Raw genomic sequence first — 2979 nt, forward strand, 5'->3', positions numbered from 1 at the left:
AGTTACCACCCTTGCGACTTACTAATGCTTCTAGGCGTTACCCCAGCGCATAAGGGACTTGCACCCTCTAGATTAATTACTTACTTTGCTGTAAGTAAAAGATGCCCATACTGGGCACACACACTGTGTATAAGCAATGGCTTGTTCTCGCCTACTTGGAAAATCCTGTGGATTTTCCAATGGTAAGTGCCTGTTTGCAATTGTCCGTGACGAACCACGCCACAGCTCATACACTAAACGTTAGCAACAAGACAAAACAAACATTGAGCAACTCAAGAAGAAAAATACAACAGAACGAACAACTGATTTTACATTCAGAAGTTAATGGAATATGTCCGCTTTGTCCGACAACATTAATCTATGAAAAAAACGGAAAGAATCAGAAAGGATTTGAGATTGCACATATCTATCCATTAAATCCACTTCCAAAAGAAGTAATTATTTTAAAAGATGAACAATTATTGAATTCGGATTCAGACCACGGAGATAACTTAATTTGTTTATGTAATCCTTGTCATAAAAGATATGATAAAGATAAAACTGTCGAAGAATATCGGGAATTATTTAAAATAAAAAAAGATATTCTTAAAAGAAAAAAGGAACAAAATATTTGGTCTAAAACAAGTATTGAAATCCAAATTTTCGAAATAATAGAATTGCTTGTTGCAAAAGATTTGGAATTTGAGAACAATCTAGAATATAGTCCAAAAACAATTGATAAAAAGACAAATGACACAATTACTGTTTTAACAAAAAGAAAAATACATCAAAACGTACAAGATTATTTTTATAAAATTAGCGATAAGTTTAAAGAATTGGATTTTATAGAACCGATGACCACAGAAATTATTTCTTCACAAATAAAAACTCATTATTTACTTCTTAAAAAACAAGGAACTAATCAAAAAGAAATCTTTGAAGCAATGACAACTTGGTTACAAAAACAAACAAAACAAGATAATCGCGAAGCTTCAGAAATAATAATATCCTACTTCATACAAAACTGCGAAATATTTTAAAAATGATTTATCCAAATAAAAATATTCGTTTCGAAGAATCTATAATTTATAAGATGATATCCGTCTTAGAACAACGTGAAAAACTAACTATAAATATTCACGAATTATACAATCAAACTAAAACAAAATTTAAAAGTACAGACGAATTTATAATCTCTTTAGACGTATTATATGCTTTAGATATGATAAATGTAGACTTTGAAAACGAAAATATAGAATATGTTAAAAGAAATTAAATGCGACAAGTTTATTGAGCCCGTAATTGAATTTAAGAATGGATTGAATTCAATTTTAGGAGATGATATTTCAACCAATTCAATTGGTAAGTCTACATTTTTAATGATTATTGATTTTGTCTTTGGTGGCAATACTTTCATAAATAAAAACTCAGGAAGTATTGAGCATTTAGGAGATTTCACATTCAAGTTTAAATTTAAATTTGGTAACGATAAACTCTATTTTTTAAGACAAACTTCAAATCCAGATATTGTAAGTGTATGTGATGTAAATTATCATCCACTAAATAACATATCAACTAAAGAATATACATTACTACTTTTACAAAATTACGGTATTAACAATCTACAAACATCCTTTAGAGATATTGTAGGATTATTTTCCAGAATTTGGGGAAAAGATAATTGTAATGTAGACAAACCTTTATTATCCTTTTCAAAAGAAGCAGACGAAATTTCAATTTCTAGAATCATCAAACTGTTCGGCCTTTACGATCAAATTGTTGAGACATCCACAAAATTAAAAGACAAAAAAGATTCAAAGAAATTTTTAACTGGTGCAATAAGAAAAAATTATATTCCCAAAATTACAAAGTCCACTTTTGAAAAAAACAGAATACAATTAGAAGATATTGAAAAGGAGATAACAAATATTAAAGAGAATATTTTAAAATTCACATTAAACATTGAAGAACTCACTAACAAAGAAGTTATTGAACTTAAAGTTGAAAAAAGCAACCTTTTAAAAGAACAGACGCTCATAGTAAATAAAATTAAACGTCTTGATTTAAATCTAAATCAAAAAAGAATAAAGAGCAAACATCTGGATAGATTATCTGCATTTTTTGAAAACCCTAATGAAGAAAGAATATCCGAAATAGAATCTTTTCATAATAAAATCAGTACAATATTAACTAGAGAAATAAAAACAGCAAAGGAACTTTTAGAAAAAGAAAGTGAACTTTTTAACGAAAGAATAGAAGTAATTGATTTTAAAGTTTCTACATTATTAAGCAACGTTAGTAGTCCAAAATATATCGTTGACAAAATTTATGAACTAACGATTGAATCTAATAAATTGACGAATGAAAATCGTTTTTATCAAGAAAAAATTGATATAACCGAAGAAGTAAAAGAAATTGAAATTGATATTGACTCTTTAATTGGAGATATTCTAACAAAAATTGAAGTTAAAATTAATAAGGAATTAATAGAAATAAACGAGAAAATCCACGTTAAAGGTAAAAAAACACCAAAAATAGAATTAGGAAGAAAATCATACAAATTTGACCATTCATCAAATACAGGAACAGGAAAATCTTACGCAGATCTTATTGAGTTTGACTTAGCTATTTTGAAACTAACAGTGCTTCCTTTTCTAATACACGATTCTATTTTATTTAAAAACATAGAGGATATCGCAATAGATAAAATAATTGAACAATACTCAAGGTTTGAAAATCAAATTTTTATTTCAATTGACGGAATAAACAAGTATGACGATAAATCCAGAAAAAAACTGAAAGAATCAAGCGTGTTGGAATTATCAAAAGATAGAAAGTTATTTAATAAAGATTGGAGCTAAAGTCCAGTTGCTAATCGAGTAGACGGCTGACAATCGAATGATTGCCAGTGCGCCTCTCACACCACCGTACGTACGGGTCTCGTATACGGCGGTTCAACGTTCATCTCAACAATTGCTCTTTACACCAATTGAAGCTACC

3 protein-coding genes are annotated in these 2979 nt (G+C 28.6%); all 3 read left to right on the forward strand.

The annotated features are described in order from the left end of the window. The first annotated feature begins 101 nt into the window (after positions 1–101). Genes ES677_RS14960 through ES677_RS14970 form a run of 3 tightly spaced genes read left to right on the forward strand, consistent with a single transcriptional unit; the run spans position 102 to position 2840 of the window. Positions 102–1019 (forward strand): ABC-three component system protein, encoded by a 918-nt coding sequence (locus ES677_RS14960; RefSeq protein WP_170235073.1) that lies wholly within the window; start codon positions 102–104, stop codon positions 1017–1019. 2 nt (positions 1020–1021) lie between these two features. Next, positions 1022–1255: an ABC-three component system middle component 7 gene (locus ES677_RS14965; RefSeq protein WP_148381692.1), complete on the forward strand. Its 234-nt coding sequence runs from the start codon at positions 1022–1024 to the stop codon at positions 1253–1255. Further along, entirely contained in the window at positions 1239–2840 is a 1602-nt protein-coding gene (locus ES677_RS14970; RefSeq protein ID WP_148381693.1) for a DUF2326 domain-containing protein, read from the forward strand. Before ES677_RS14965 ends, ES677_RS14970 begins: the two co-directional genes overlap by 17 nt. Positions 2841–2979 lie beyond the last annotated feature (139 nt).

It is taken from the genome of Bizionia gelidisalsuginis (assembly GCF_008086185.1).
In the GTDB taxonomy this organism is placed as follows: domain Bacteria; phylum Bacteroidota; class Bacteroidia; order Flavobacteriales; family Flavobacteriaceae; genus Bizionia; species Bizionia saleffrena.